The organism is Pseudomonas fildesensis (assembly GCF_001050345.1).
Lineage (GTDB): Bacteria > Pseudomonadota > Gammaproteobacteria > Pseudomonadales > Pseudomonadaceae > Aquipseudomonas > Aquipseudomonas fildesensis.
Genome location: NZ_LFMW01000018.1, coordinates 153,883 through 175,223, shown reverse-complemented (window position 1 = coordinate 175,223; position 21,341 = coordinate 153,883). Strand labels below are relative to the sequence as shown.

The 21,341-nt window shown below is 61.4% G+C and carries 23 protein-coding genes and 1 pseudogene; 20 read left to right on the top strand and 4 right to left on the bottom strand.

Annotated elements, in window-relative coordinates; all coding sequences use genetic code 11:
* The first annotated feature begins 9 nt into the window (after positions 1 to 9).
* The 3 genes from ssuD to ACR52_RS23840 all read left to right on the top strand — a co-directional run bounded on the left by ssuD (position 10) and on the right by ACR52_RS23840 (position 3,574).
* On the top strand, positions 10 to 1,152 hold the full coding sequence (ssuD, locus tag ACR52_RS23850) for an FMNH2-dependent alkanesulfonate monooxygenase (RefSeq protein ID WP_048730143.1): 1,143 nt from the start codon (positions 10 to 12) through the stop codon (positions 1,150 to 1,152).
* 119 nt (positions 1,153 to 1,271) lie between these two features.
* Complete coding sequence (locus tag ACR52_RS23845; protein ID WP_048730140.1) at positions 1,272 to 2,459, top strand: acyl-CoA dehydrogenase family protein; 1,188 nt, start codon at positions 1,272 to 1,274, stop codon at positions 2,457 to 2,459.
* Between the two features lie 11 nt (positions 2,460 to 2,470).
* A complete protein-coding gene (locus tag ACR52_RS23840) occupies positions 2,471 to 3,574 on the top strand; it encodes a sigma-54 interaction domain-containing protein (RefSeq protein ID WP_048730138.1) in 1,104 nt (367 codons plus the stop codon).
* Here the strand turns inward: ACR52_RS23840 and ACR52_RS23835 are convergent.
* Positions 3,563 to 3,928, bottom strand: coding sequence for an antibiotic biosynthesis monooxygenase (locus ACR52_RS23835; protein ID WP_048730136.1), 366 nt, complete (start codon positions 3,926 to 3,928; stop codon positions 3,563 to 3,565). The two genes, ACR52_RS23840 and ACR52_RS23835, sit on opposite strands and share 12 nt — an antisense overlap.
* A 100-nt stretch (positions 3,929 to 4,028) precedes the next feature.
* Here ACR52_RS23835 and soxR point away from each other — a divergent pair, with 100 nt between their 5' ends.
* Entirely contained in the window at positions 4,029 to 4,469 is a 441-nt protein-coding gene (gene soxR / locus ACR52_RS23830; RefSeq protein ID WP_048730134.1) for a redox-sensitive transcriptional activator SoxR, read from the top strand.
* Between the two features lie 48 nt (positions 4,470 to 4,517).
* Positions 4,518 to 4,760 (top strand): annotated as a pseudogene (locus ACR52_RS23825) (VOC family protein); the annotation flags it as partial.
* On the opposite strand, the gene ACR52_RS31010 reads toward ACR52_RS23825, so the two are convergent.
* Positions 4,747 to 4,902 carry a hypothetical protein gene (locus ACR52_RS31010; protein ID WP_173439327.1) on the bottom strand — a complete coding sequence of 52 codons (156 nt, stop codon included), beginning with the start codon at positions 4,900 to 4,902 and terminating at the stop codon, positions 4,747 to 4,749. The pseudogene ACR52_RS23825 and the gene ACR52_RS31010 overlap by 14 nt on opposite strands.
* 153 nt (positions 4,903 to 5,055) lie before the next feature.
* On the opposite strand from ACR52_RS31010, the gene ACR52_RS23820 reads away from it, so the two are divergent.
* Genes ACR52_RS23820 through ACR52_RS23785 form a run of 8 tightly spaced genes read left to right on the top strand, consistent with a single transcriptional unit; the run spans position 5,056 to position 11,215 of the window.
* Positions 5,056 to 6,258 carry a PepSY-associated TM helix domain-containing protein gene (locus ACR52_RS23820; protein WP_048730132.1) on the top strand — a complete coding sequence of 401 codons (1,203 nt, stop codon included), beginning with the start codon at positions 5,056 to 5,058 and terminating at the stop codon, positions 6,256 to 6,258.
* Positions 6,255 to 6,794: a hypothetical protein gene (locus ACR52_RS23815; protein ID WP_048730130.1), complete on the top strand. Its 540-nt coding sequence runs from the start codon at positions 6,255 to 6,257 to the stop codon at positions 6,792 to 6,794. The genes ACR52_RS23820 and ACR52_RS23815 overlap by 4 nt, the downstream gene beginning before the upstream one ends.
* A complete protein-coding gene (locus ACR52_RS23810; protein WP_048730129.1) occupies positions 6,791 to 7,120 on the top strand; it encodes a hypothetical protein in 330 nt (109 codons plus the stop codon). The genes ACR52_RS23815 and ACR52_RS23810 overlap by 4 nt, the downstream gene beginning before the upstream one ends.
* Complete coding sequence (locus ACR52_RS23805) at positions 7,117 to 7,677, top strand: DUF6162 family protein (protein ID WP_048730127.1); 561 nt, start codon at positions 7,117 to 7,119, stop codon at positions 7,675 to 7,677. The genes ACR52_RS23810 and ACR52_RS23805 overlap by 4 nt, the downstream gene beginning before the upstream one ends.
* Positions 7,678 to 7,696: 19 nt before the next feature.
* Positions 7,697 to 8,617: a metal ABC transporter substrate-binding protein gene (locus ACR52_RS23800; protein WP_048730126.1), complete on the top strand. Its 921-nt coding sequence runs from the start codon at positions 7,697 to 7,699 to the stop codon at positions 8,615 to 8,617.
* Positions 8,614 to 9,360, top strand: coding sequence for a metal ABC transporter ATP-binding protein (locus tag ACR52_RS23795; protein WP_048730124.1), 747 nt, complete (start codon positions 8,614 to 8,616; stop codon positions 9,358 to 9,360). The genes ACR52_RS23800 and ACR52_RS23795 overlap by 4 nt, the downstream gene beginning before the upstream one ends.
* Positions 9,357 to 10,256 (top strand): metal ABC transporter permease, encoded by a 900-nt coding sequence (locus tag ACR52_RS23790; RefSeq protein ID WP_048730123.1) that lies wholly within the window; start codon positions 9,357 to 9,359, stop codon positions 10,254 to 10,256. The genes ACR52_RS23795 and ACR52_RS23790 overlap by 4 nt, the downstream gene beginning before the upstream one ends.
* Positions 10,256 to 11,215: a metal ABC transporter substrate-binding protein gene (locus ACR52_RS23785; RefSeq protein WP_048730121.1), complete on the top strand. Its 960-nt coding sequence runs from the start codon at positions 10,256 to 10,258 to the stop codon at positions 11,213 to 11,215. The genes ACR52_RS23790 and ACR52_RS23785 overlap by 1 nt, the downstream gene beginning before the upstream one ends.
* A 282-nt stretch (positions 11,216 to 11,497) precedes the next feature.
* Here the strand turns inward: ACR52_RS23785 and ACR52_RS23780 are convergent, their stop codons facing one another.
* Positions 11,498 to 12,211 (bottom strand): UTRA domain-containing protein, encoded by a 714-nt coding sequence (locus ACR52_RS23780; RefSeq protein ID WP_048730120.1) that lies wholly within the window; start codon positions 12,209 to 12,211, stop codon positions 11,498 to 11,500.
* Positions 12,212 to 12,558: 347 nt separating this feature from the next.
* On the opposite strand from ACR52_RS23780, the gene ACR52_RS23775 reads away from it, so the two are divergent.
* From ACR52_RS23775 to ACR52_RS23750, 6 genes are all read left to right on the top strand, one after another.
* Entirely contained in the window at positions 12,559 to 13,635 is a 1,077-nt protein-coding gene (locus ACR52_RS23775; protein ID WP_048730118.1) for an ABC transporter substrate-binding protein, read from the top strand.
* 204 nt (positions 13,636 to 13,839) lie between these two features.
* Complete coding sequence (locus ACR52_RS23770) at positions 13,840 to 14,646, top strand: alkaline phosphatase family protein (protein ID WP_048730116.1); 807 nt, start codon at positions 13,840 to 13,842, stop codon at positions 14,644 to 14,646.
* A 5-nt stretch (positions 14,647 to 14,651) separates the two neighbouring features.
* Positions 14,652 to 15,488 carry an ABC transporter permease gene (locus tag ACR52_RS23765; RefSeq protein WP_406957078.1) on the top strand — a complete coding sequence of 279 codons (837 nt, stop codon included), beginning with the start codon at positions 14,652 to 14,654 and terminating at the stop codon, positions 15,486 to 15,488.
* Positions 15,475 to 16,275: an ABC transporter permease gene (locus tag ACR52_RS23760; RefSeq protein ID WP_048730113.1), complete on the top strand. Its 801-nt coding sequence runs from the start codon at positions 15,475 to 15,477 to the stop codon at positions 16,273 to 16,275. Before ACR52_RS23765 ends, ACR52_RS23760 begins: the two co-directional genes overlap by 14 nt.
* The gene (locus ACR52_RS23755) at positions 16,272 to 17,261 is read left to right on the top strand and encodes an ABC transporter ATP-binding protein (protein WP_048730111.1); all 990 of its coding nucleotides are present in this window, start codon (positions 16,272 to 16,274) and stop codon (positions 17,259 to 17,261) included. Before ACR52_RS23760 ends, ACR52_RS23755 begins: the two co-directional genes overlap by 4 nt.
* A gap of 29 nt (positions 17,262 to 17,290) precedes the next feature.
* Positions 17,291 to 17,944 (top strand): HAD family hydrolase, encoded by a 654-nt coding sequence (locus ACR52_RS23750; protein WP_048730110.1) that lies wholly within the window; start codon positions 17,291 to 17,293, stop codon positions 17,942 to 17,944.
* 143 nt (positions 17,945 to 18,087) lie between these two features.
* Here ACR52_RS23750 and ACR52_RS23745 read toward each other — a convergent pair whose 3' ends face one another.
* The gene (locus ACR52_RS23745; RefSeq protein ID WP_048730106.1) at positions 18,088 to 19,050 is read right to left on the bottom strand and encodes a zinc-binding dehydrogenase; all 963 of its coding nucleotides are present in this window, start codon (positions 19,048 to 19,050) and stop codon (positions 18,088 to 18,090) included.
* Between the two features lie 138 nt (positions 19,051 to 19,188).
* Here ACR52_RS23745 and ACR52_RS23740 point away from each other — a divergent pair, with 138 nt between their 5' ends.
* The gene (locus ACR52_RS23740; protein ID WP_173439330.1) at positions 19,189 to 21,270 is read left to right on the top strand and encodes a carboxy terminal-processing peptidase; all 2,082 of its coding nucleotides are present in this window, start codon (positions 19,189 to 19,191) and stop codon (positions 21,268 to 21,270) included.
* Positions 21,271 to 21,341: the final 71 nt, after the last annotated feature.

Sequence of the window (21,341 nt, the reverse complement as noted above, 5' to 3'; positions counted from 1 at the left end):
GGATTTGTCATGGATGTTTTCTGGTTTCTGCCAACGCATGGCGACGGTCATTACCTGGGCACCACCCAAGGTGCGCGGCCGGTCACCCTCAATTATCTGAAACAGGTCGCGCAGGCGGCTGACAACCTCGGTTACTACGGCGTATTGATTCCCACCGGCCGCTCGTGCGAAGACTCCTGGGTGATCGCCTCGGCGCTGGTACCGCTGACAGAACGCCTGCGTTACTTGGTAGCAATTCGCCCGGGCATCATCTCGCCCACCGTTTCCGCACGCATGGCGGCCACCCTCGATCGCCTGTCCAACGGCCGCTTGCTGATCAACGTGGTGACCGGCGGCGACCCCGACGAAAACCGCGGCGACGGCAGCTTCCTCGACCACAGCGAACGCTACGAAGTCTCCGACGAATTCCTCAAGATATGGCGCCGCGTGCTGCAGGGCGAATCGGTGGATTTCGAAGGCAAACACCTGCGCGTACAGAACGCCAAGGCTCTTTACCCACCGGTGCAGAAGCCTTATCCACCGCTGTACTTCGGCGGGTCTTCAGACGCGGCCCACGACCTCGCCGCCGAACAGGTGGACGTGTACCTCACCTGGGGCGAACCGCCTGCCGCCGTCGCCGAAAAACTCGCGGATGTGCGTGAACGCGCCGCGCGCCACGGGCGGACGGTGAAGTTCGGTATTCGCCTGCATGTCATCGTGCGTGAAACCGAGGAAGACGCCTGGAAAGCCGCCGACAAGTTAATCGAACACATCAGCGACGAGACCATCGCCGCCGCGCAAAAATCTTTCTCTCGTTTTGACTCCGAAGGCCAGCGCCGCATGGCGGCCTTGCACGACGGGCGCCGCGACAACCTGGAAATCGCCCCCAACCTATGGGCCGGCGTCGGCCTGGTGCGCGGCGGTGCCGGTACCGCGCTGGTGGGCAACCCGCAGCAAGTCGCCGAGCGCATCAAGGAATACGCGGACCTGGGCATCGAGAGTTTCATTTTCTCCGGCTACCCACACCTGGAAGAGGCCTATCGCTTTGCCGAACTGGTGTTCCCGCTGCTGCCGGAGCCCTATGCGAGCCTTGCCGGACGCGGCATCACCAACCTCACTGGCCCGTTCGGCGAAATGATTGCCAACGATGTGCTGCCCACCACAAAGGCCTGAGCCAAAGCTCCCCTGGAGGAGCCGGCTTGCCAGCGATAGCGATCTCACCCAAGCACCGCGTGTGATTGATCGCCCGCAAGCCGGCCCCTACAGGGCATGCGTCTAATTGAGGATCCTCCGTGACAGCCAAACCCCACAGCGTCCTGCCATCGCCTTTACAGACCGCCAGACTGCTGGCCGCCGAGTTTGCCCTTACCGCTGTCGAACGCGACGAGCGCGGCGGCACACCGAAAACCGAGCGTGACGCCCTGCGCCAAAGCGGCCTGCTGGCCCTGAGCATTCCCTCCCAATACGGCGGCCTCGGCGCGCGCTGGAGCGACACCCTGGGCATCGTGCGCGAGTTCGCCAAGGTCGACAGCTCCATCGCCCACGTCTTCGGTTTCCACCACCTGATGCTCGCCACCGTGCGCCTGTTTTCACGCCCCGATCAATGGCAACCCTGGTTCGAACAGACCGCGCGTAAAAACTGGTTCTGGGGCAACGCCCTCAATCCGCTGGACACGCGCACCGTGGTCAAGGATTTCGGCGGCTGGCGCGAGTTTTCCGGCAAAAAAAGCTTCTGTTCCGGCGCCAGCGATTCGGAAATGCTCATCGCCTCGGCCGTGGATGAAAGCGCCGGCGGCAAACTGCTGATCGCTGCCATCCCCAGCGGGCGCAGCGGCATCACCTTGCACAATGACTGGAACAATATCGGCCAGCGCCAGACCGACAGTGGCAGCGCCAGCTTTGAACGGGTGCGCGTCGAAGAGTCGGAGCTGCTCCTCGACCCGGGCCCGCTGAGCACGCCGTTCGCCTGCCTGCGCCCCTTGATCGCCCAGTTGACCTTCACCCATATGTTCCTCGGCATTGCCGAAGGTGCGTTTGAGGAAGCGCGCAATTACACCCTGACCGAAACCCGTTCGTGGCACAAATCCACTGCCGATGATGTGCGCCAGGACCCTTACGTACTGCATCACTACGGCGAATTTTGGGTGGCGCTGGAAGGCGTGCGCCTGCTGGTGGAACGCGCCGCCGAGTTGCTCGACCAGGCGTGGGCCAAGGGCCCCAACCTGAGTGAAAACGAACGCGGCCAACTGGCCATTGCGATCGCCACCGCCAAGGTCGCCGCCACCCGCCAGGGCCTGGACTTGTGCAGCCGTTTGTTTGAAGTCACCGGCGCGCGCTCCACCCACGCGTCGCTGCGCCTGGACCGCCACTGGCGCAACCTGCGCACGCAAACCCTGCACGACCCGGTGGACTACAAACTCCACGAACTCGGGGACTGGGCGTTGAACCAGTCCCTGCCTATTCCAACGTTCTACTCATAAGAGAGGTGCCCATGCAGCTATTAACCTTACCGCCCTCGCCCGCCCTCGCGACGTCGATCCGCGCCACGGCCCAGGTCTTCGAAGACCCGAAATCCCAGGCGCTGCTCGACCATATCCAGCAAGTGGCACCCAGCGAAGCCAGCGTGCTGATCATCGGCGAGACCGGCACCGGTAAAGAGCTGGTGGCGCGCCATATTCATAACCTCAGCGCGCGGCGCAACCGGCCGTTCGTGGCGGTCAACTGCGGGGCATTTTCAGAATCCCTGGTGGAGGCCGAACTGTTCGGCCACGAGAAAGGTGCGTTTACCGGTGCGCTCAGCGCCAAGGCCGGCTGGTTCGAAGAGGCCGATGGCGGCACCTTGTTCCTCGATGAGATCGGTGATTTGCCGATGGCGATCCAGGTCAAGCTGCTGCGGGTGTTGCAGGAGCGTGAAGTGGTGCGCCTGGGTTCGCGCAAAAGCATTCCCATCGACGTGCGCGTGCTCGCCGCGACCAACGTACAACTGGAAAAAGCCATCAACGCCGGGCATTTCCGCGAAGACCTCTACTACCGCCTCGACGTGGTCAGCCTGGAACTCAGCCCGTTGCGCGACCGGCCGGGCGATATCCTGCCGCTGACCCGGCACTTCATCGAAGCCTACAGCCAACGCCTGGGCTACGGCCAGATCACCATCAGCCGCGAGGCCGAACACAAACTCAAAAGCTACAGCTGGCCGGGCAATATCCGCGAGCTGGAAAACGTGATTCACCACACCCTGCTGATCTGCCGTAACAGCGTGATCGAACGCGACGATCTGCGTCTGTCGAACATGCGCATCGAGCGCCAGGACGACAGCCAGCACGGCACCGACAACAGCGCCGAAGCGCTGCTGGAGCGCGCCTTTCAAAAGCTCTTCGAAGAACAGGCCGGCGCCCTGCACGAGAAGGTCGAAGATGCATTGCTACGCGCCGCTTACCGTTTCAGTCATTACAACCAGGTGCACACCGCCAACCTGCTGGGCCTGAGCCGCAACGTGACGCGCACCCGCCTGATCAAGATCGGCGAACTGGCGGTGAACAAGCGCCGGCCGGGGGAAAACGTGCAAGGTGAGCGGATGCTGCATTTATCCATTTAGGCGGCAGTGCAACGCGTCGTCATGGCTGCGCTCGAAACTGCGCAGCACCTGGAACGAACCAAAGGTCACCGCCGTGGCCTGGTGGGCGCAAATCAGTGTCCAGAAATCTTCCTCGCCGTGCTCAAAACATTGGAAGGCTGCCTCGCCGTCCTCGCGGGAGCGCCATTGCAGGTAATTGAGCACCCGCCGGCCGTCATCGCTGACCTGCACACTCGCATTTATAAAGCCGCCATGGCCCTGAGCCAGGCGCTCGCTTTGGGTGGACAAGGCCGCCACCAGGGCAAATTGCTGCTGAGGCTCGATCTGGAATTCGATCAGTTGAGTGAAGCTGCGATTCTTCTCTGATACCTGCATGAACACTCCCCTTTCTCTGTAGGCAGAATCTTGCGATTCGATGCCACGCAGGGTAAAACCTCTAGTTAAGTCAAGGTCAAGCGCTTATCTGGAGTTTTTCATGGTTACCAAGGAACTGACCGTCGGCCAACTGGCGGCCCGCAGCGGCGTGGCAGTCACGGCGCTGCACTTCTACGAGTCCAAGGGGCTGATCAAGAGCAATCGCAATGCCGGCAATCAACGGCGTTATCCACGGGATGTGTTGCGGCGCGTGGTAGTGATCAAGATCGCCCAGCGCCTGGGTATTCCGCTGGCGACGATTGGCGAGGCGCTGCAAACCTTGCCGGATGGGCGCACGCCCAATGCGAAAGACTGGGAGCGTTTATCGGCGCTGTGGCGTGAGGATCTGGACGAGCGCATCAACAAACTGTTGCTGCTACGGGACAAGCTCAGCGGTTGCATCGGGTGCGGGTGTTTGTCGTTGGACGCGTGCCCGCTGCGCAATCAGGATGACCAGCTTGGTGAACGCGGCCCGGGAGCGCAACTACTGGAACCGAGCTGAACCTCCTCGGACAGGACCGCCAGAACCCTTGATTGACGTGGCCCTGCGCATCCGGGTGAACACACCAGTGTCGGTCTGCACCTGTATGTAGAAGACGTGGACGCGCAATACCAACGAGCCCTCGATGCTGGCGCCACATCGCTGTACGAGCCGGAGGACCAGTTCTATGGCGACCGCTCCGCGAGCGTTACGGACCCGTTCGGTCACCTGTGGTTCCTGGCCACGCGGGAGAAAGACCTCACCGAAGAGCGGATCCGCCAGCGCGCCGAAGAGATGTTCAAGCAAGGCTGAGATCCTTGAGGCAATAGACATTCAATGTAAGAGGGGCGGGATTGAGCCAAGGGTTGGCAGCGAGGTATCGGCGTTCGAACGCCTTGATCTGCTGACTGCGCTGCAAGGTGCTGCCAGTCGCATCCAGGCCCAGCAGTGCCATGAATGTGAACCTGAAACATTTTCTTTCATATCTAGGTTAGGGATTTCTCATTCTCATCCGTCTTAACTTAGATACAGCCCGTCGCGTCAGCAAAAGCTACGACCGGCCTTTTTCGGGCCCCATTGCCCCCCTCCGATCAAGACCCTCATCCACATGTCGAAGAAGTCACGCTCAAAACTCTGGTTTCTCGTACATAGCTGGCTGGCATTGCCCATCTGGTTCTTTGTACTGATCGTCTGCGTCACCGGCACCCTGGCGGTGGTCAGCCAGGAAATCGTCTGGCTGGCCAACCCGGACATCCGTGCGAGCCAGCCGTCGGACGACGCCGAACCGCTGAGTTACGACCAGGTGATCGCCGCCATCAAACGTGACGAACCCCAGGTGTTCGTCCAGTCGATCAGCCGTCCGGACGAATCGCACTTCGCCCTCAGCGTCGACCTTAGCTACCCCGACGGGCGTTCGGTCGAGGTCTACGTCAACCCCTACACCGGGGTGATCCAGGGCATCAGCCCGTCCTTCAACTTCCAACAATTTACCCGCGCCCTGCACGGCTGGTGGCTGGTGCCCTTCACCAATGGCTACAGCTGGGGCTGGTACCTGGTCTCGGCACTCGGCATTCCGTTGCTGGCGTCGCTGGTCACCGGGCTGGTGGTGTACAAACGTTTCTGGAAGGGCTTCCTGCGCCCTACCCTGCGTATCCGCCACGGCGCGCGGATCTTCTGGGGCGACTTCCACCGCCTGAGCGGTATCTGGTCGATCTGGTTCATCGCGGTGATCTCCATTACCGGCATCTGGTTCTTGATCCGGGCGATCCTGGGGGACAACCAGATTTCGATTTCCACCGAGCCCGTCATCCCGGTGATCGCTCGGGAGAAGGTGCCCACGTCGGCGCCCGGCGTACCGGCCCCGATGATTCCCGTGGATGAAGCAATCAAGATCGCCACCCAGCGCATCCCTGGCTTGGAGGCGAGTTTCGTCAGTCTGCCGCTCAACGCCTACAGCCACCTGCAGATCGGCGGGCGGGGCTGGTACCCGCTGATGTACCAGACCGCACAGATCAACCCATATGACGGTGAGGTCGCTGCCGCGCACTTGCTGTCCGACCGCTCGAAGCTGGAGTTTGTCACCGAATCCATGCGGCCCCTGCACACCGGTGACTTTGGCGGGCTGTGGATCAAGCTGATCTGGGCATTCTTCGGCCTGGTGATGAGCATGATGGTGTTGAGCGGCCTGCTGATCTGGACCAAACGCACGGCCCTGGCCACCCTCAATGCCCTCAAGCGCGAAGCCAAGACGCAACGTGCGCCGGCAGCCATCCCTGCCATGCAGGCTGAAACCTCGGAGGCCAACTCATGAGCAAGGTCGCTGCCGCTAAATCGCCTTCGCCGCTGCGGGCCTTTTGGCTGAAATGGCGTTTCCACATCAATGTCCTGCTATTGCTGGTGCCCCTGGGCTTCATGCCCAAATACTTTGCCGACGCCGCCCTGTTTCGCGGTGACACCGGCATTGGCGAGCGGGTGGCCGGCGAAGTAAAGGTCGGGCCCTGGAGCCTGACCCTCGCCGAGTTTCGCAACGAAGGCCCGCGCCCTGATCCGGCCGGCCCGATGAAGTTCTTCAACGCCGCCCTGTGCGACACCTGCGCCGACCAGGTCAAGGCCACTTACCTGCGTATCGGCAAGCCACGCAGCCTGCGGGCCGCCGGGGTGATTTTCTTCGGCACGCCGTACCGCATGGGCGCTGCCTTGCCCGTGCCGGAGCGCACGCCCGCCGACGCCGAACTGTGGGTCACCATGGAAGGCTGGGACGGCACCCTGCACCAGGGTTTCATCCCGCTGAGCCAGGCCTCGCCTGCCACCATTGCCTGGCTGAACAAGCAAGGAGTTAAACCATGACTTTGATGCGCCTGACCCGCGCCTGCGCCGCGCTGATGCTGTGTGCGGGTTTCAGTACCGTTGCACTGGCCCACAACCCGATGTGTGAATGCAAGGAAATCGCGGGTGAACAGATCCAGTGCACCGGCGGTTTTTCCGACGGCAGCGGCGCCCCCGGCGTGACCCTGGATGTGATCGGCTACGACGAAACTATCCTGGTGCCCGGCAAGCTCGGCCAGGACTCGACCCTGACCTTCAAGAAGCCCTCGGCCGAGTTCTATGTGCTGTTTGATGCGGGCCCCGGCCACGTCGTGGAAATCGACCAAGCGGATATCCAGCCTCAATGAGCACCACACAGGTAGTACGCCCGGCTGGCGCCGGCCACGAAACCCTCTACGTCCTGCTGCTGTGCCTGATCATCCTCGCGGTGGCCGGCACGGTGGTGGCCTTGCATGGCGAAACCCAGGAGGTGGTCGCCGTGCCCAGCCACCAGCTGGACGCCCGCCGCGACCTGAGCGCCGCCGAACAAGGCATCTACGCCGACCTGCGGGTGACACTGGATGAAATCCACTTGCTGCAGGAAGAGCAAAGCGCCCTGCCGACGCCCGAGCAACTGGCCGAAGAAGGCTTCGCGCCGTTTGCCCAGGACGCCAGTTCGGTCAGCCGTGGCGACCATCACTGGCAGTTGCTCGAACCCGCAGCCTACCTGGGTTTAAGCCAGACGCCGGCCACCAGCGGTTCACTGCTGATGCGTGTACACGGCGCCGAGCCGGACATCTGGCTCAACCGCCGCGCCAACCTGGCCGCCCCCTCCGACCTCACTGACCAGGCGCTGATCGCTGCCGGCTGGCAGCAGGTGGTCGCGCAATTCGATGCCGGCGTCACCCGCCAGCACCGTCACTGAACGAGAAGACCGATTGCCCATGTCTATTTCATCTCCCCTGTTGCGCCTGTTGCTGGTCAGCCTGTTCAGTTTGATGCTTGCCCCGTTGGCCAATGCCGAGGCGACCAAGCGCCTGCGGATCGGCATCACCCTGCATCCTTATTACAGCTACGTGGCGAATATCGTCGGCGACAAGGCTGAAGTGGTGCCGTTGATTCCGGCCGGTTTCAACCCCCACGCCTACGAGCCACGCGCCGAAGACATCAAGCGCATCGGCACCCTCGACGTGATCGTACTCAACGGCGTCGGCCATGACGATTTCGCCGACCGCATGATCGCCACCAGCGAGCGCCCGGACATTCCGGTGATCGAGGCCAACGCCAACGTGCCGCTGCTGGCCGCCACCGGCAATGCCGCACGTGGCGCGGGCAAGGTGGTCAACCCGCACACCTTCCTGTCGATCAGCGCGTCGATTGCCCAGGTCAACAACATCGCCCGCGAACTGGGCAAGCTCGACCCGGACAACGCCAAGACCTACACCCAGAACGCCCGCGCCTACGGCAAACGCCTGCGGCAGATGCGCGCCGACGCCCTGGCCAAGCTGACCCGTGCACCCAACCCGGACCTGCGCGTGGCCACCGTGCACGCGGCCTACGATTACCTGCTGCGCGAATTCGGCCTGGAAGTCACGGCCGTGGTCGAACCGGCCCACGGGATCGAGCCCAGCCCCAGCCAGCTGAAAAAAACCATCGACGAATTGCGCGCGCTGGACGTGAAGGTGATCTTCTCGGAGATGGATTTCCCGTCCAGCTACGTCGACACCATCCAGCGTGAATCCGGGGTCAAGCTGTACCCGCTGTCGCATATTTCCTACGGCGAATACAGCGCCGAGAAGTACGAAGTGGAAATGACCGGCAACCTCAACACCGTGGTGCGGGCGATTCAGGAGTCGGGGGCATGACGGCGGCAGAACAACTGCAGGTCGTCAGCATTGGCCCGACGATCAACTTCGACCAGGTCTCGCTGACCCTCGGCCGCACCGTGATCCTCGACGGCGTGAGCTTCCAGGTGCAACCGGGCAGCATCCATGCGCTGGTGGGGCCGAACGGTGGCGGTAAAAGCTCGCTGATCAAGACCCTGCTGGGGCAAACGCCGCATCAGGGTCAGTTGAGCCTGCAATGGCCATCCACGCCGGGCACCATCGGTTATGTACCGCAAGCCTTGGAGTTTGACCGGGGTTTACCGATGACCGTCGACGACTTCATGGCGGCCATGTGTCAGCGGCGCCCGGCGTTTCTTGGGCTGTCCAAACATTACGCCGCCGCGATTGGCGAAGCGCTGGAACGGGTCGGCATGCAGGACAAGCGCAAGCGGCGCATGGGAGCCTTGTCTGGCGGTGAGCGCCAGCGCGTGCTGCTGGCCCAGGGGCTTATTCCTGCACCGGATTTGCTGGTGCTGGATGAACCGATGTCGGCCCTCGATGAGGCCGGTATCCAGGTGTTCGAACGGCTGCTGACTGACTGGCGCCTGGCCGGGATCACCGTGCTGTGGATCGAACACGACCTGGAAGCCGTGGGCCGCCTGGCCGACCGCGTCACCGGCCTGAACCGCCGCGTGCTGTTCGACGCCACGCCAAAAGAAGCCCTGACCCCGGACCGCTTGCTGACCCTGTTCTCTACCCACCCTCGGAGCCCGGCGCTATGAGTTATGAAGCGTTTCGCCTGATGGTCCAGGGCTGGGCCTCCTCCGGCTACCTGCCGGAAGCGCTGGCCTATGGTTTTGTGGTCAATGCCCTGCTCGCCGGGTTGCTGATCGGTCCGGTGCTGGGTGGCCTCGGCACGCTGGTGGTGGTCAAACGCTTTGCGTTTTTCTCCGAAGCGGTCGGCCATGCGGCGCTCACCGGCGTGGCCGTGGGCATTCTGCTGGGCGAACCCTACACCGGGCCCTATGGCAGCCTGTTCGGCTACTGCCTGTTGTTCGGCATCCTGCTCAATTACCTGCGCAACCGCACCGGCCTGGCGCCGGATACGTTGATCGGCGTGTTCCTGTCCGTGTCCCTGGCATTGGGTGCGAGCCTGCTGCTGATCCTCGCGGGCAAGATCAACGTGCACATCCTCGAGAACGTGCTGTTCGGCTCGGTGCTGACGGTCAACGGCAATGATTTGCTGGTGCTGGCGATTGTCGGTTCGCTGGTGATGGCCCTGGCGCTGCCGCTGTACAACCGCATCATGCTCGCCAGTTTCAACCCGCAATTGGCGGCGGTCCGCGGCGTGGCGGTGAAAACCCTGGATTACCTGTTCGTGATCCTGGTGACGCTGATCACCGTGGCGGCGGTCAAGGTGATCGGTGCAATCCTGGTCGGCGCGTTGCTGGTGATTCCGGCAGCGGCTGCGCGCCTGTTGAGCCAGTCGCTCAAAGGCTTCTTCTGGATTTCAGTGGTGATCGCCACCGTCAGCACCCTGTGCGGCATTCTGCTGCCAGTCATCTTCGACCTGCCGATCCCCTCCGGTGCCGCGATCATCCTGATGGCCGGTATCTTCTTCGCCCTTGCCGCCATCGCGCGCGGCACCGTGCCCAGCCTCAAAGGGAATCTTGGATAATGCGCCCTGTATTTCGCCCATTCGCCCTGGCCATCGCGTGCTTGATCAGCACCTCGGCGCTGGCCGTCGACGGTTTTGACCCCAAGGAATTCAAAGTCAACCAAGGCCTCGGCCATGCCGCGTTGACCAAGGCCAAAGCGACAAAACCGGTCAAAGTGCTGGCCTCGCTGCCGATCACCTACGGCCTGGCCGAAGTGCTGCTCAAAGGCACCGACGTACAGCTCGAACGCGCCGCCCCGGCCAACCTGCCCGGCTCACGGCAGGTGTCCTACTTCACCGGCCGTGGCGCTCCGGCGCTGGGCACGTTGGCCCAGGATGCCGACGCTGCCATTGGCCTGCGCTCGCTGTGGGCGGATGACCCGCTCTACCCCGTGGCGCGGCGCAGCAATATCCGTATCGTCGAAGTCGACGCCGCACGCCCGGTGGACGGCGGCTTACCGGGCATCGCCGTACAGCCGGGCACCGGCGATGGCTTGAACAGCCAGCCCTGGCAGTCGAGCAACAACATGGGGCGCATGGCCGATGTGATGGCCGCCGACCTGAGTCGACTGGCACCGAACGCCAAGGCGAAGATCGACGCTAACCTGGCCGCCCTCAAACAGCGTTTGCTCAAGCTCAACGCCGACAGCGAGGCGCGGCTGGCCCAGGCGGACAACCTGAGCGTGGTCAGCCTGAGCGATCACTTCGCTTATCTGGTCAGCAGCCTGAACCTGGAACTGGTCAGCACCGATGCACGGCCCGACGCCGACTGGACGCCCGAGGCCTTACAGGCACTCAGTGCCGACTTGAAAGCCAGCGACGTGGCCGTGGTGCTGCACCATCGCCAGCCGAGTGAGGCGGTGAACGCTGCAGTGACGGCAGGCGGTGCGCAGTTGCTGGTGTTGAACGTGGACGGCGCAGACCCGGTGACTGAGTTGGAAACCAACACGGATCAACTGATCAAGACGCTGAGCCCCTGACATCTAAAGGGCGAGCTTTTGTGGCGAGCACGTTTCCTGTGGCAAGCAGGCTTATTGTGGCAAGCACGTTTCCTGCGGCGAGCAGGCTTGCCCTGCGTTGGGCTGCGAAGCAGCCCCAATAAGACCGCCGCATTCTTTCAGACAAATCACGTTTGCAGATTTCAGGGCTGCTTCGCAGCCCAACGCAGGGCAAGCCTGCTCGCCACAGCAAGCACTCTAGCCACAGGAAGACTGGTTGCTACAGGAAGACTGCTTGCCACAGGAAACGCGCTCGACATGCCGTCAAACCACATCCACGCCCACGTGAATCGCATCATGCCGCCAAAACTCCAGGTCGCAGTCGATCAACCGCTGGTGCTGGTCATAGTTGACCCGGGCAATCCGCAGGCCCGGGCTGCCCACCGACACGCGCAATGCAGCGGCGGCTTCCACCGGCAATGACGTCGGCACAATCTCGAACCGCACCCGCCCGTAGTGCAGGTCGTACTTGCGGGCGTACAGCTCGGTCATCGACTGATTCAAATCACACGCCAGAATCCCCGGAAAATACTGCGGGTTCAGGTAGTGCTCCACATACAGCACCAAACGCCCGTCTATCCGGCGGCTCCGGCAAATCTGGATCACGCTGGACAGCGCTGGCAGTTGCAACCAGGCACACACCGCCGCCGACGCCGGTTGCAACCGCGCGCAGATCACTTCGGTCGATGCCACACGCCCCTGATCGTTGACCATGGCGTGAAAGTGGCTGCGCTGCATCAGGTTGTAGGCCAATCGCGGCGGCGAGACGAACCAGCCACGACGCTCTTCGCGATAGATCTGCCCTTGGGCTTCCAGTTGTAACAAGGCTTCCCGCACGGTAATTCGAGTGGTACCAAACAACTCGCTGAGCTTGCGCTCGGCGGGCAGTTTGCTTGCAGGCGGCAACAGGCCGTGGTCGATCTGCTCTTGCAGCGCCAGGCCGATGGATGTCACTGCCTTGATTGCCTCATCACGCATCAACGTTACCTATCTGGACTAGACCAGCACCGTTCAGGTGCACAAACCGGGCTGTATTTGGGCTTCTGCTGTTGCGTGCCAGCCTAGGCATAGCAGATGACCGACAGATGACAGTCCGTGTCGATCTCCCGCTCCACACCCTGCAATACATCGGCCAAGTCCAAGGCCTGCGGGTACTTGAGCATGGTCTACGCTAAGCCTGCACAGACCGACACAAGCGCTTTAAAAACGACATCGACATGAAACTGTCATCCGTCACGTCTAGATTGGCTCAGGTATTGCTCTGACCTAGACCAACACCACCGTCGAAAAAAACCCAGCGTTGAAAACGCCCAAAGGAGCTTCGGATGAAACAGCTTTTCCTGGCATCACTGTTAGGCTCGACCATTGCCATGTGCGGCGCCGCCATGGCCGCTGATACCGATCTAAAAACTCTAGAGGCCGCCGCCAAAGCGGAAGGCGCCGTCAACAGCGTCGGCATGCCCGATGACTGGGCCAACTGGAAAGGCACCTGGGAAGACCTGGCCAAGACCTACGGCCTCAAGCACATCGACACCGACATGAGCTCGGCCCAGGAAATCGCCAAGTTCAAAGCCGAGAAAGACAACGCCAGCGCCGATATCGGTGACGTAGGCGCGGCCTTCGGTCCGATCGCGGTGAAACAGGAAGTCACCCAGCCCTACAAACCCTCCACCTGGGCTCAAATTCCGGATTGGGCGAAAGACAAAGACGGCCACTGGGCTCTGGCCTACACCGGCACCATCGCGTTTATCGTCAACAAAAAGCTGCTGCACGGTTCCGAAGTTCCAACCAGTTGGGCAGACTTGCAGACCGGTAAATACAAGGTGTCCGTCGGTGACGTAAGCACTGCGGCACAAGCGGCCAACGGCGTACTGGCTGCGGCCATCGCCAATAAAGGTGATGAGAAAAACATCGCGCCCGGCCTGCAGTTCTTCACCAAGATTGCCCAGCAAGGTCGCCTGTCCCTGTCCAACCCGACCATCGCCACCATGGAAAAAGGCGAAGTCGAAGTCGGCATCGTCTGGGACTTCAACGGCCTGAGCTACAAAGCCAAGATGGCCAACCCGGATGACTACGTGGTGCTGATCCCTTCGGACGGCTCGGTGAAGTCCGGCTACACCACTATCATCAACAAGCACGCCAAGCACCCGAACGCCGCCAAGTTGACCCGCGAATACATCTTCAGCGATGCCGGCCAACTCAACCTGGCGCGTGGCAATGCGCGTCCCATCCGTGCTGAAACCGACCTGAAACTGCCGGCTGATATCGCCAAGAACCTGATTCCTGGCGAGCAATACACCAAGGCCAATCCGCAGCCGATCAAGGATGCCGATGCCTGGGAAGTGACTTCCAAGAAGCTGCCTCAGTTGTGGAACGAGCAAGTCATCGTAGAAATGAAGTAAGCCTGTTGCCCACACTGGAAATCCACTGGAGATCCAATGTGGGAGGGGGCTTGTGTGGGAGGGGGCTTGCTCCCGATGGCATTGGCTCAGTCAATGAATGTGTTAAATGACACACCGCTATCGGGAGCAAGCCCCCTCCCACATTTTTCCCAGTTGCGTCAGAGACGATTGAGTCAAACCTACTGCTGCGGAGCTCCAGCCCCTATGAAGCATAACGTCATCCTTGTGGTGCTCGACGGCCTGAACTACGAGGTTGCCCGACATGCCATGGGGCACCTCCAGGCTTACATCGGCGCAGGACGCGCAGCGCTCTACAAACTGGAATGTGAACTGCCGTCCCTCTCACGGCCGCTCTATGAATGCATCCTCACTGGCGTGCCACCGATCGACAGCGGCATCGTCCACAACAACGTCTCGCGCCTGTCCAACCAGCGCAGTATTTTCCATTACGCCACCGACGCCGGCCTTACGACTGCGGCGGCGGCCTATCACTGGGTCAGCGAGTTGTATAACCGCACGCCCTTTATCGCCGCTCGTGATCGTCATACCGACGATAAGGCGCTGGCGATCCAGCACGGGCACTTCTACTGGAATGACCATTACCCGGATTCCCACCTGTTTGCCGACGCCGAAAGCCTGCGCGTCAAACACACGCCGAACTTCCTGGTGGTGCACCCGATGAACATCGACGACGCCGGCCACAAGCACGGCCTCGACACCGCGCAATACCGCAACAGCGCCCGCTCGGCCGACATCATCCTCGCCGACTACCTGCAAGGCTGGCTCGACGCCGGCTACCAGGTGCTGGTGACCGCCGACCACGGCATGAACAACGACCGCTCCCACAACGGCCTGCTGCCCGAAGAACGGGAAGTGCCGCTGTTTGTGCTGGGCTCGGCCTTCAGCTTCGATCCCAACGCCACGCCCAAGCAAACCGAACTGTGCGGAACCGTCTGCGAGTTGCTGGGCGTGCCCCACGACAAACCTGTATGCCGGGAGCTGTTGAAGTGAATGCCATGACCCGAGGCAAATGGCTCGCACTGTTGTGCCTGGTGCCCTTTGCGCTGTTCTTTATCGTGTTTGAAATCGCCCCGCTGGTGTGGGTGATGATCAGCAGCCTGGAATCGGAAGAGTCTGGCTGGGGCCTGGCCAACTTCACCAGGATCTTCAGTTCGAAGTTCTATTTGCAGGCGATCCAGTACAGCCTGGAGATCAGTTTCTACTCCAGCGTGTTCGGGATAATCATCGCGTTGCTCGGCAGTTACTCGTTGCGCCGCGTGGATGGGCCGCTGCGCAACTTCGTGACCGCTTTCGCCAACATGACCAGCAACTTTTCCGGGGTGCCCCTGGCGTTCGCGTTCATCATCCTGCTGGGTTTCAACGGCAGCATCACGATCATGCTCAAGCAGGCGGGGATCATTCAGGACTTCAACCTGTACTCCAAGACCGGGCTGATCATCCTCTACACCTACTTCCAGATTCCATTGGGTGTGCTGCTGCTCTACCCGGCCTTTGACGCGCTGCGTGAAGACTGGCGTGAGTCCGCCGCCTTGCTCGGCGCCAACGGCTGGCAGTTCTGGCGGCATATCGGCCTGCCGGTGCTGACGCCTGCGCTGCTCGGCACCTTCGTGATCCTGCTGGCCAACGCTCTCGGCGCTTATGCCACGGTTTACGCACTGACCACCGGCAACTTCAACGTGCTGCCGGTTCGGATCGCGGCGATGGTCTCCGGTGATATCTCCCTGGACCCGAACATGGCCAGTGCCCTGGCCGTGGTGCTGGTGGCGCTGATGACTGTAGTCACCGTGGCCCATCAACTGCTGCTCAAGAGGAGCTACCATGTCTCGCGCTGAAGCCAGCTCGGCCTCCCTCTACCATCGGGTAGTGGTCTGTGTGTTGTTTGCGATCCTGGTGCTGCCGCTGATTGGCACCTTCGTCTATTCCATCGCCAGCAGTTGGTCGGCAACGATCCTGCCGTCTGGCTTTACCCTGAAATGGTATGTGCAACTGTGGAGCGACCCGCGCTTCCTGATCGCCTTCGGGCAATCGTTGCTGGTGTGCGTGGGCGCGCTGATCCTGTCGGTGGTGCTGATCATGCCGCTGCTGTTCGTGGTGCATTACCACTTTCCCAAACTCGACGCGCTGATGAACATCCTGATCCTGCTGCCCTTCGCGGTGCCACCGGTGGTGTCGTCGGTGGGGCTGCTGCAGCTGTACGGTTCCGGGCCGATGGCAATGGTCGGCACGCCGTGGATTTTGATCGGCTGCTACTTCACGGTGGCGCTGCCGTTCATGTACCGCGCGATCACCAACAACCTGCAAGCCATCAACCTGCGCGACCTGATGGACGCCTCGCAACTGCTCGGCGCCAGCACTTGGCAGGCGGCGATCCTGGTGGTGCTGCCGAACCTGCGCAAGGGCCTGATGGTGGCGCTGCTGCTGTCGTTCTCGTTCCTGTTCGGCGAGTTCGTATTTGCCAACATCCTGGTGGGCACGCGCTACGAAACCCTGCAGGTCTACCTGAACAACATGCGTAACACGAGCGGCCACTTCACCAGTGCCATCGTCATCTCCTATTTCTTTTTTGTGCTGGTGCTGACCTGGGCCGCCAACATCTTGAACAAGGACAAAAGCCAATGAGCTTCGTCAGCGTCCAACACCTGCAAAAAGGCTACGCCGGCACCCCGGTGTTCAGTGATATCAACTGCGAGATCGCCAAGGGTGAATTCGTCACCCTGCTCGGCCCGTCGGGCTGCGGCAAGTCCACCCTGTTGCGCTGCATCGCCGGCCTGACGTCGGTGGACAGCGGCCAGATCCTGCTCGACGGCCAGGACATCGTGCCCGTGAGCCCGCAGAAACGGCACATCGGCATGGTATTTCAAAGCTATGCGCTGTTCCCCAATATGACCGTGGAACAGAACGTCGCCTTCGGCCTGCGCATGCAAAAGGTCAACGCCGACGACAGCCACAAGCGCGTGCAGGAAGTGCTGCAACTGGTGGAGCTCAAGGACCTCGCCGGCCGTTACCCGCACCAGATGTCCGGCGGTCAGTGCCAGCGCGTGGCCCTCGCCCGGTCCCTGGTGACCCGCCCGCGCCTGTTGCTGCTGGATGAACCGTTGTCGGCCCTGGATGCACGCATCCGCAAGCACCTGCGCGAGCAGATCCGCCAAATCCAACGGGAGCTGGGGCTCACCACGATTTTCGTGACCCATGACCAGGAAGAAGCCCTGACCATGTCGGACCGCATCTTCCTGATGAACCAGGGCAAGATCGTACAAAGCGGCGACGCTGAAACCCTCTACACCGCACCGGTGGACGCATTTGCCGCCGGGTTCATCGGCAACTACAACCTGCTCGACGCCGACAAGGCCAGCCAGTTGCTGCAACGCCCGATCAGCGGGCGCATCGCGATTCGCCCCGAGGCCATCGAATTGAGCCGCAACGGCGAACTCGACGCCCTGGTACGCAGCCACAGCCTGCTGGGCAACGTAATTCGCTACCGCATCGAAGCCCGTGGTGTCGAATTGGTGGTGGACGTACTCAACCGCTCGGCGGACGATTTGCACCCGGACGGCCAGCGCCTCGCACTTTCCATCGACCCCAGCGCGCTGTGTGCAGTAGCCTGATGCGACGATTTATTGAGAGAGCATGACGGATGGCATTGGTAATTTTTGATTTGGACGACACCCTGATCCACGGCGACTGCGCCACCCTGTGGAGCGAGCAGATGGGCCGGCTGGGCTGGGTCGATCCTGAGTCGTTCATGCGCAAGAACAACGAACTGATGGACGCCTACAGCCAGGGCAAGCTGGCCATGGAAGATTTCATGGACTTCAGCCTGGAACCGATGATCGGCCGTACACCGGAAGAGATCGCGCACTTGGTCGAGCCGTGGGTGGAGGACATCATCGAGCCGTTGATCTACAGCGAAGCCACAAAGACCATCGCCCAGCACCGCGCGAAGGGTGATCGGATTCTAGTGATTTCCGCGTCGGGCACCCACCTGGTCACGCCGATCGCGGCGCGCATCGGCATCAATGAAGTATTGGGGATTGAACTGGATGTCAGCCACGGGGTGTACAGCGGCCGCACCGTCGGCGTCCTGACCTACCGCGAAGGCAAGATCACGCGACTGCTGGAATGGCTTGAGCAGGAAGGTGAAACGCTGGAAGGGGCGTATTTCTATTCGGATTCACGCAACGATTTGCCGTTGCTGCTGAAGGTGGATCACCCGCACGTGGTGAACCCGGACCCGGTTTTACGCACGCATGCTGAACAGACCGGCTGGCCGATCCACACCTGGACCTGACACTGACACCTTCAAACTGAAACCCAATCAACTGTGGGAGGGGGCTTGCTCCCGATAGCGGAGTATCAGATGAAACATTCTTCACTGACATACCGCTATCGGGAGCAAGCCTCCTCCCACATTGACCGCATTCCAATCCGGGATCACACCAGGCTTTCGTCGATCACCAGCACCAGCTTCCCAGAGACCTGATTCGTCGCCAGTTCGGCAAACGCCGCCTCGGCATCCTTGATCGCAAACGTCTGGGCCAGCTGCGGGCTCAAGCGCCCTTCGGCAAACAACGGCCACACATGCTGGCTCAAATCACTGAACAGGTCAGCCTTGAACTGATCATCGCGGCTGCGCAGGGTCGAGCCCAGCAGTTGCACACGTTTGCCCAGCACCTGCGCCAGGTCGAGCTGCGCCTCGCGCCCGCCCATCAAGCCGATCAACACCCAGCGACCGTCCAGGGCCAGTAGCTTGAGGTCCAGCGCGGCATAGTTGCCGCCCACCGGGTCGAGAATCACATCGAAAGGCCCGAAGTCGCGCAGCCCTTCGATACCCTCGGTACGTACCACGCCGCCCTGGGCACCCAGCGCTTCACAGTACGCCAGGCGCTCCGCCGAGCCGACGCTGACCCAGCACGGGCTGCCAAACGCCTTGCACAGCTGGATCGCCGCCGAGCCCACGCCACTGGCGCCGGCATGCAGCAAGACTTTCTCACCGGGCCTGAGCCCCGCCAGCTGGAACACATTCAGCCACGCCGTGCTGTACACCTCAGGCAGCGCCGCGGCTTCGGTCAGTGATAAACCTTCCGGCACCGGCAACACATGCCGCGCATCCACCACCACTTCTTCGGCCATGCCGCCACCCGCCAGCAGTGCGCAGACGCGATCACCCACCTGCCAGGACGAGCCCGCGCCCACTTCGCTGATCACCCCGGAACACTCCAGGCCCAGTACATGGCTGGCACCCGGCGGTGGCGGATAAAGCCCGGCACGCTGCAATAAATCGGCACGATTAAGGCCCGCAGCGGCCACGCGAATGCGAACTTGGCCTACATCACATGTAGGACTGGGCTCTTCCAACCACTCCACATGACCGTCAACGCCTTGCAATGCTTTCACAGTGCCTCCATAGTGAGTCTGGACTGAGCCCGTAGCAGTAGCGCCGGGCTTTTTGCATTATGCGACCGGCCCATATGGAACCGGCGACTTCAAAGACGGCCTAATATGCGTTATCAATTGCCCCCGCGTCGAATCAGCATGAAGCATTTGTTCCCCAGCACCGCCCTCGCTCTTTTCATTGGTCTCGGCCTCTCGTCGATGTCGACCAATACGTTCGCAGCCAATAGCTGGGACAATCTTCAGCCTGATCGCGATGAGGTGATTGCGAGCCTTAACGTCGTCGAGTTGCTCAAGCGCCATCACTACAGCAAACCGCCGCTGGACGATGCTCGCTCGGTGATCATCTACGACAGCTACCTAAAGCTGCTGGATCCGTCGCGCAGCTACTTCCTGGCCAGCGATATCGCTGAGTTCGACAAGTGGAAGACCCAGTTCGACGACCTCCTCAAGAGCGGCGACCTGCAGCCCGGTTTCACCATCTACAAGCGCTACCTGGATCGCGTCAAAGCGCGTCTGGACTTCGCCCTGGGTGAGTTGAACAAGGGTGTCGACAAGCTCGACTTCACCGAGAAGGAAAGCCTTCTGGTGGATCGCAAGGACGCCGCCTGGCTGACCAGCACCGCGGCCCTCGACGACCTGTGGCGCAAACGCGTCAAGGACGAAGTGCTGCGCCTGAAGATCGCCGGCAAAGAGCCGAAGGCCATTCAAGAGCTGCTGACCAAGCGCTACAAGAATCAGCTGGCACGTCTGGACCAGACCCGTGCCGAAGATATCTTCCAGGCCTACATCAACACCTTCGCGATGTCCTACGATCCGCACACCAATTATCTGTCGCCAGATAATGCGGAAAATTTCGATATCAACATGAGTCTGTCGCTGGAAGGCATCGGTGCCGTCCTGCAAAGTGACAATGACCAGGTCAAGATCGTACGTCTGGTACCGGCAGGTCCGGCGGACAAGACCAAGCAGGTCGCTCCGGCGGACAAGATCATCGGTGTGGCCCAGGCCGACAAAGAGATGGTCGATGTGGTCGGCTGGCGCCTGGACGAAGTGGTCAAGCTGATCCGTGGGCCGAAAGGCAGCGTGGTGCGCCTGGAAGTGATTCCGCACACCAATGCGCCGAACGACCAGACCAGCAAGATCGTGTCCATCACCCGTGAAGCGGTGAAGCTCGAAGACCAGGCCGTGCAGAAGAAAGTCCTCAACCTCAAGCAGGATGGCAAGGACTACAAGCTGGGCGTGATTGAAATCCCGGCCTTCTACCTGGACTTCAAGGCCTTCCGTGCCGGCGATCCTGACTACAAGTCCACCACCCGCGACGTGAAGAAGATCCTCACCGAGCTGCAGAAAGACAAAGTCGACGGCGTGGTCATCGACCTGCGCAACAACGGCGGCGGCTCCCTGCAGGAAGCCACCGAGCTGACGAGTCTGTTTATCGACAAGGGCCCGACCGTGTTGGTACGCAACGCTGACGGCCGTGTCGACGTGCTCGAAGACGAAAACCCGGGTGCCTTCTACAAAGGCCCGATGGCGTTGCTGGTCAACCGCCTTTCGGCCTCGGCCTCGGAGATTTTCGCCGGCGCCATGCAGGACTATCACCGCGCGTTGATCATCGGCGGCCAGACCTTCGGCAAAGGCACCGTGCAGACCATTCAGCCGCTGAACCATGGCGAGCTTAAGCTGACGCTGGCCAAGTTCTACCGGGTTTCCGGGCAGAGCACCCAGCATCAGGGCGTACTGCCGGATATCGACTTCCCGTCGATCATCGACACCAAGGAAATCGGCGAGAGCGCCCTGCCCGAAGCCATGCAGTGGGACACCATCCGTCCTGCGATCAAGCCGGCGTCGGATCCGTTCAAACCGTTCCTGGCGCAGTTGAAGGCTGACCACGACACCCGCTCCGCCAAGGATGCCGAGTTCGTGTTTATCCGCGACAAGCTGGCCCTGGCGAAGAAGCTGATGGAAGAGAAAACCGTCAGCCTCAACGAAGTGGATCGCCGCAAGCAGCACACCGACATCGAGAATAAGCAACTGGTGCTGGAGAACGCCCGCCGCAAGGCCAAAGGCGAAGACCCACTCAAGGAGCTGAAGAAAGAAGATGAAGATGCGCTGCCGACCGAGGCGGACAAAACCAAGCCGGAAGACGACGCCTACCTGGCCGAGACAGGCCGGATCCTGCTGGACTACCTGAAAATCACCAAGCAGGTGGCCAAGCAGTAAATGATGGCAATTTAATGTGATCGCTCCCCAGAGTGTCATCATATAGACATCATTCTGTCGTGAAATGAAGG